Annotated in this window: 6 protein-coding genes and 1 riboswitch; of the genes, 4 read left to right on the top strand and 2 right to left on the bottom strand. The window is 60.1% G+C overall.

Features of this window, described 5'->3' with window-relative positions; all coding sequences use genetic code 11:
* A partial coding sequence (locus tag ACFFAR_RS21435) for an FAD-dependent oxidoreductase (protein WP_375508421.1) occupies window positions 1–319 on the top strand: 319 nt, incomplete at its 5' end.
* Between the two features lie 170 nt (window positions 320–489).
* A complete protein-coding gene (locus tag ACFFAR_RS21430) occupies window positions 490–1260 on the top strand; it encodes a carbonic anhydrase family protein (protein WP_174365212.1) in 771 nt (256 codons plus the stop codon).
* A 45-nt stretch (window positions 1261–1305) separates the two neighbouring features.
* Here ACFFAR_RS21430 and ACFFAR_RS21425 read toward each other — a convergent pair whose 3' ends face one another.
* Both ACFFAR_RS21425 and ACFFAR_RS21420 read right to left on the bottom strand, forming a co-directional pair.
* On the bottom strand, window positions 1306–2547 hold the full coding sequence (locus tag ACFFAR_RS21425; RefSeq protein ID WP_375508420.1) for an MFS transporter: 1242 nt from the start codon (window positions 2545–2547) through the stop codon (window positions 1306–1308).
* Window positions 2548–2664: 117 nt separating this feature from the next.
* Window positions 2665–4416 (bottom strand): ABC transporter ATP-binding protein/permease, encoded by a 1752-nt coding sequence (locus ACFFAR_RS21420; RefSeq protein WP_062000452.1) that lies wholly within the window; start codon window positions 4414–4416, stop codon window positions 2665–2667.
* Between the two features lie 295 nt (window positions 4417–4711).
* Window positions 4712–4842: riboswitch (TPP riboswitch) on the top strand.
* 224 nt (window positions 4843–5066) lie between these two features.
* Between ACFFAR_RS21420 and ACFFAR_RS21415 the strand changes: the two genes are divergently transcribed.
* Together ACFFAR_RS21415 and thiS are read left to right on the top strand one after the other, a co-directional pair.
* Window positions 5067–6203 carry an FAD-dependent oxidoreductase gene (locus tag ACFFAR_RS21415; protein WP_375508422.1) on the top strand — a complete coding sequence of 379 codons (1137 nt, stop codon included), beginning with the start codon at window positions 5067–5069 and terminating at the stop codon, window positions 6201–6203.
* 8 nt (window positions 6204–6211) lie between these two features.
* Window positions 6212–6409: a sulfur carrier protein ThiS gene (gene thiS / locus ACFFAR_RS21410; RefSeq protein WP_062000997.1), complete on the top strand. Its 198-nt coding sequence runs from the start codon at window positions 6212–6214 to the stop codon at window positions 6407–6409.
* Window positions 6410–6432 lie beyond the last annotated feature (23 nt).

Below are 6432 nucleotides of genomic sequence, written 5' to 3'. Positions count from 1 at the left end.
GGAATGGAAGGACGGGAAGATGCAGGAAGTGGCGGGATCGGAGTTCGAAATGAAGGCCGATTTGGTGCTGCTCGCAATGGGCTTTACGCAGCCTACGTCGCCGGTTCTTGAAGCGTTTGGCGTCGATAAAGACGCGCGTGGAAACGTGAAGGCTTTGACCGAAGGCGAGAAGGCGTACTTCACGTCGGTGCCGAAGGTCTTCACCGCCGGCGACATGCGCCGTGGCCAGTCGCTGGTCGTGTGGGCGATCCGCGAAGGCCGGCAGTGCGCACGTTCGGTCGATGCATTTTTGATGGGGTCTAGCGAATTGCCGCGATAGGGTTTGGTTTATCGTTGCGGTTTGTTGAAACCGGGCTCGAGGGTGAGCCCGGTTTTTTTATTGGCGGTCGGCACCGTTTCCATTTCCACAACCCGCTATTACGACTTCTCCGATATCCCCCGCTCTAACCCCGGCGCATGCTAACGCCCTCACATTTCCGGGGGTACGGCATGACCAAGATCAAGTGGAAGTCCAGCGGCGCAATCCTAATTACCGCCTTCGTTTCACTAACGACATCCGCGGCAGAAACAAACCACGGCTGGACCTATACCGGCAACCACGGCCCCGCGCACTGGGGCGCTTTGAGCGAAGCCTTCCACGCATGCGAAAGCGGCCGCGCTGAATCGCCGATCAACATCGAAGGCGCGAAAAAGGCGCCCGCCGACATGCCGCGCCTCAAGATCAACTACGCGTCGCTTCCCATCGATATCGTCAATACCGGCCACGCGGTTCAGTTCAACGCAACGCCCGGCACTGACAGCATCACCCTCGGCGATCACGCCTATCAACTCGTTCAATTCCACTTCCACTCGCCAGGCGAAGAGCGTTTCGCTGGCAAGGAAAGCGTGATGGACGCTCACCTTGTGCACAGTTCCGCCGATGGCAAGCTGCTCGTATTAGCCGTGCAATTCAAGCTCGGCGAGCGCGCGAACCCTGTCATCCAGGCGATGCTCGATCGCGTCCCAAACGAGGCGGGTGCTGAGATGAAAGTGACTGCCGTGACGGTAAATCCACTCGACTTGCTACCTAAAAACAAGGGTTATTACACCTACAGTGGATCACTCACAACGCCGCCTTGCACGGAAGGTGTGACGTGGATCGAGTTCAAGGAACCGATGACGATCACAAAGCAGCAACTCGATGCCATGCATCATTTCTATAATGGAAATCAACGCCCGGTGCAGCCGACGAACGGACGCGAGATCTTCGAGGTGGATTAAGCAGCCAAGCCGAACGAGGCCGCGCAAAAAGAAAAAAAGGCGGCCTCAACTCAGCGCCTTCCCCTTTGTCTCCGGCAACAACAACGCCGCGACGATCACCAGCAAATACCCTGTCCCCGCGACCACGCCTATTGCCTTGACGAGCGACATGCTTTGCGAAAACACCCCGACAAGAATCGGAAAGAACGATCCAAGCCCGCGTCCGAGGTTGTAGCAAAATCCCTGTCCCGATCCGCGAATCGCATTCGGATACAACTCTGATAAATACGCCCCCACGCCCGCGAAAATCCCCTGCACGACAATGCCGAGCGGAAAGCCAAGCAGCAACATGGCGTGATCGGTGATGGGGATCATCGTGTAGATCATGCCGAGCAAAAATGAGCCGATGGCAAACAGCACGAACGACGCACGCCGTCCGATCCTGTCGCAAAGAATCGCGCCGAACACATAGCCAAGAAACGAGCCGACGATCAGCACCACGAGATAACCGCTCGTGTTGAACACGGACAAATGCCGTTCGGTCTTCAGGTAGGTGGGCAGCCACGTGGTGATCGCGTAATAACCGCCGAGCATGCCGGTGCATAACGCGCTGCCGAGTATCGTTGTCTTGAGATAAGGGCCTTTGAAAATATCGGAGAACGTGGCCGTTTCGGTGCCAGCATCGCGGGCGCGACGCGTCGCCAGGAAGATATCGGGATCGCTGACATTGCGGCGAATATAAAGTATCCACAACGCCGGCACGATACCGATCCAGAAGCACGCACGCCACGCGGTATCCTCCGGCAGCAACGCGAAAAACGCCCAGTAGAGAATGGCGGCCGCGCCCCATCCGAACGACCAGCTGCTCTGCACGGTCCCGACCGCTTTCGCGCGATGCTGCGGCGAGCGGATCGTCTCGGCCATCATCACGGTCACGACCGACCATTCGCCGCCAAAGCCCACGCCTTGCAGCGTACGCGTGACAAGCAACTGCCCGAACGAATGGGTGAAGCCGGATAGAAACGTGAAGAACGCAAAACAGCCGATGGTCCACTGCAGCACACGCACGCGGCCGTATCGGTCGGAGAGAATGCCGGCGAGCCATCCGCCAATCGCCGATGAAATCAGCGAACTCGTCGCGATCATCCCGGCTTCGCTCTTGGTCATGCCCCACGTGGCGATCAGCGTGGGAATGAGAAACGAGTAGATCATGAAGTCGAAGGCATCGACTGCATAGCCGCCGAACCCGGCGTAAAGCGTGCGGCGCTCGCGCGTCGTCAACTCGGTGAACCACTCGAACGCTCGCATCCCGTCTCCTGTTCAATGCCCGCTTCTGCAAGGGCGGCGAGACATTCTACGGCGTCCAAAAATGCGAAAAGCGGGTCAACAAGCGCCCGCTTTTCTAAACACGCAATAACCGGTGCGCTACGCCGGGATACTTTCCACCGCCGCGCGCTCGATATCGATCCGGTTTTCATGGAACCCGGAGACCGATTCCCGATGCGCGACGCTGACAATCGCGGCGTTCGGCAAGGCGTCGATGAAGGCCGTATAGATCAGCATCTCGTTCTCGGCATCGAGGGCGCTGGTCGCTTCGTCGAGGAAGATGAAGTCCGGCTTGTGCAGCAGCACTCGAGCCGCAGCAAGCCGTTGCTGTTCGCCCGGCGACATCATCTTCGCCCAATGACCGGACTCTTCCAGCCGCGTGCCGTATGCAGCCAGATTGCAGACGCGCAACGCTTCGCGGCAGGCGTCATCGGAGAAAATGGACGCCTCCGACGGATAGCTCAGCGCCGCCTTCAACGTGCCGATCGGCAAGTAGCTTTGCTGCGGGATGAACATCAGCTTTGCATCGACGGGCGCATCGATGGTGCCATCGCCGAACGGCCACAAGCCGGCCAGCGCGCGCATCAACGTGCTCTTGCCTGAACCCGACGGCCCTTGCACGAGCCATCGCGAACCCGGCTTGACGGTGACATCGGCGACGCTGGCAAGCGGCTTGCCATTGGGCAAGGCCAGTTTCAATCCCTTCGTTATCAGCGCATCCGTGCTCGCGTAATGCAGGTTGATGCCGCCATGCACGGTTGCCGGCGAAATCGCTTCCTTGATGTGCGTGGAGCGCATCACGCGCTTGAACTCGCGCAGCCGGTTCACGGTCGCGCGCCATTCGACCAAGGTCGAGTAACTATTGATGAACCACGAAAACGAGTCGCTGACCGTGCCGAACGCCGAACTGATCTGCATCAGCACGCCGAGCGAATAAAACCCGGCGAAGTAGCGGGGCGCGGCGACCATGATCGGGAAGATGTTCGCCACCTGGCTATAAAACGCCAGTACGAAGGTGAGCCGCTTGGTGTATTTCATGATCTGCCAGTAGTTCTGGCGGATCGTCTGGAAGATGCCCTTGGCGGTCGTGGTCTCGGTCGCGACGCCATCGTAGAACGCGATCTGCTCGGCGTTTTCGCGAATGCGGATGAGGCCGAAGCGGAAGTTTGCTTCCACTTTCTGCGCCTGGTAATTGATCGATACCAACGGATGGCCGAAGCGTTGCATCAGGAGCGACCCGATGACGGCATATCCCGCAGCGGCCCAGACCATGTAGCCCGGAATGGTGACGGCCGTGCCGAACACGGAGAAACTCAACGCGCCGGCGAGCGACCACAGGATGGTGATGAACGTGGCGAGCGTCACGAGCGTGGACAGCAAATCCAGCGATAACGCCAGCGTCGTCGTGGCAAACGACTGGAGGTCGTCGCTGATCCGCTGGTCTGGGTTATCGGCGAGACGATCGCGTTCTATGCGGTAGAAGGCTTTGTCGCCGAGCCATTGTTCGAGGTAGCGATGTGTCAGCCATTGACGCCACCGGAAGCCGAGCATCTGCCGCAAATACCGGCCGTATACCGCGAGCAGGATGTACGCAAACGCAAGACCGGTGAAGATCATCAGCAAGTGCGGAAAGTCGTGGACGTTCTTGGTCTGCAGCGCGTTGTAAAAGTCCCCGTTCCACTTGTTCAGGCGGACGTTGATGTACACGACCGTCATGTTGATCGCGATGATCGCAACCAGCAAAAGCCACGCAATGCCGCGTTCTTCCGATACCCAATAAGGCTTGATGAGACTCCACGCCGACACTTTGTCGGCGTTTTGTTCTGTGTTGCCTGGAGGTGTGATGGTCATGAGCTTCCTGAGGACGTGCCGGCTCGGCGGCAGGTTTGTAACTTGGCGGTGGCCTGGGATCGTACGCAATCAGCAAAGGCGGCGCGCGCCGGAGCATTGTTTCGGGCGCGCCTTAACTGCTCCTTAATTCTCGCTGTATCCGTGCAATTGCAACATGCATCGGCGTTCGCGGCATTGTGCCAGAGTGGGCCGGGCTCCAACGAAAGGGAAGAAAGGCAGGCTTTTTCCCTGTTCGGGTCGCTAGTATGAGAGCCGCTTGTTTGCGGGTCGTTTCGTTTTTATGTTTTAATGATTGTTGACGAAACAGGGGTGCTTCGGCACGCGTCTCCGGGTTTGAAAAAGTGGAGAAACGCGCGGCGAGGCTGAGAGAGTCCCTTTGCACCCGATCCGGGTAATACCGGCGAGGGAAGTTTCCGGAAACCCGCATGGGGTTTTCTGTTTCTTCCAGTTCTGGCTGGCCCGCAATCCGCATTTCGTGCGCGCCGGCTGCATTCTCGCCGTGGTTTCGTCCCTGAACATGTTTGATGCGCCGCGCGTTCAGTCAGGGCTCGAAACGGGCATTTCTCCCGACATCGACTTCCTTGTGCTTCGTGCGCGCCTGTCCGTTCTGCAGCGTTTGCTGAGGAGGCATCGTCATCGTGAATACTGTTATGCGGTCCAATCCGTTCGTGTCTGCCCAGCCCGACTTTGCCGTCGTCGGCGGCGGCCTGTGCGGGCGGCTGATCGCGTGGCTGCTGGCGGGCGCGGGGCATCGCGTGGCGTTGTACGAACGAGGCGATGCAGCGGGCACCCAGTCGGCGGCTTGGGTGGCCGCGGCGATGCTCGCGCCGCTCGCCGAAGCGGCCAGCGCCGAATTGCTGATCACGGAACTCGGGGCGGCGTCGCTTGAGCGCTGGCCGCAGTTGATCGCGCAATTGCCACAACCGGTGTTCTATCAGCGTAATGGCACGCTGGTCGTCTGGCATGCCGGCGATCGCGCCGAGGCGCCGCTGTTCGAGCGCCGCTTGCGGGCGAATGCGCCGCCGGCGTTGTTTCAGGACGGCTTCGTCAAGCTGTCCGGCCTGCAGGTCGCGGCTGCCGAACCATCGCTCGGCACACGTTTCCCGCAGGGTTGGCTGCTCCCCAATGAAGGCCAGCTCGATAACCGCCAGGTCCTGACTGCACTCGCGGCAGGACTCGCGGAGCGCAACGTCGACCTTCACTGGAACACAACGATCGATACGATGCCGGACGCGCGTTTTGTCATCGATTGCCGTGGTCTCGGCGGCAAACCCGCGTGGCCGGCGTTGCGAGGCATCCGGGGCGAAGTCGCACGCGTGCATGCGCCGGGTATCGGCCTGACACGGCCGGTGCGTTTGCTGCACCCGCGTTATCCGCTTTACATCGCGCCGAAGGAAAACGATTTGTACGTGATCGGCGCGACCGAAGTCGAGGGCGAAGACATGTCGCCTGTCACCGTGCGATCCGCGCTGGAACTGCTGAGCGCCGCGTTCGCGGTGCATCCGGGTTTTGGCGAGGCGCGCATTCTCGAGCTGAATTCGCAATGCCGCCCGACCTTGCCGGACCACCGGCCGGCGGTTGTCTGGGACGGCGCACGAACCTTGCGCGTGAATGGTTTATACCGGCACGGCTACATGATTGCGCCCGAAGTCGCGGACACCGCCCGCGCGCTCGCCGAAGCGTTGCTCGCCGGCGCGATCAATAACCCCGATTCCTTCGATGACTGGCGCCAGCAGGCCCGCTGGTCCGCCTTGCTGCGCTGCGAACACGCGGCGTCCGTGCTTTGAGATTCATCATGAACATTCACATCAATCAGCAGCCGTTTTCCGTCTCCGATGCCGCCACCGTCACCGACGCGCTTGCAGCTTTCGGCGCGAAGCCGCCATTCGCCGTGGCCCTGAACGGCCAGTTCGTGGCGCGCGGCGAGCATGCATCGAAGGCGCTCAATGCCGGCGACAAGCTCGATATTGTCTCGCCGGTCGCCGGCGGCTGAGCATTCATAAAAGGATCGATCAT

The sequence above is a fragment of the uncultured Caballeronia sp. genome, from assembly GCF_964243625.1.
GTDB lineage: Bacteria > Pseudomonadota > Gammaproteobacteria > Burkholderiales > Burkholderiaceae > Caballeronia.
The sequence above is the reverse complement of the archived record's forward strand: the minus strand, read 5'-3'. Positions and strand labels throughout refer to the sequence as shown.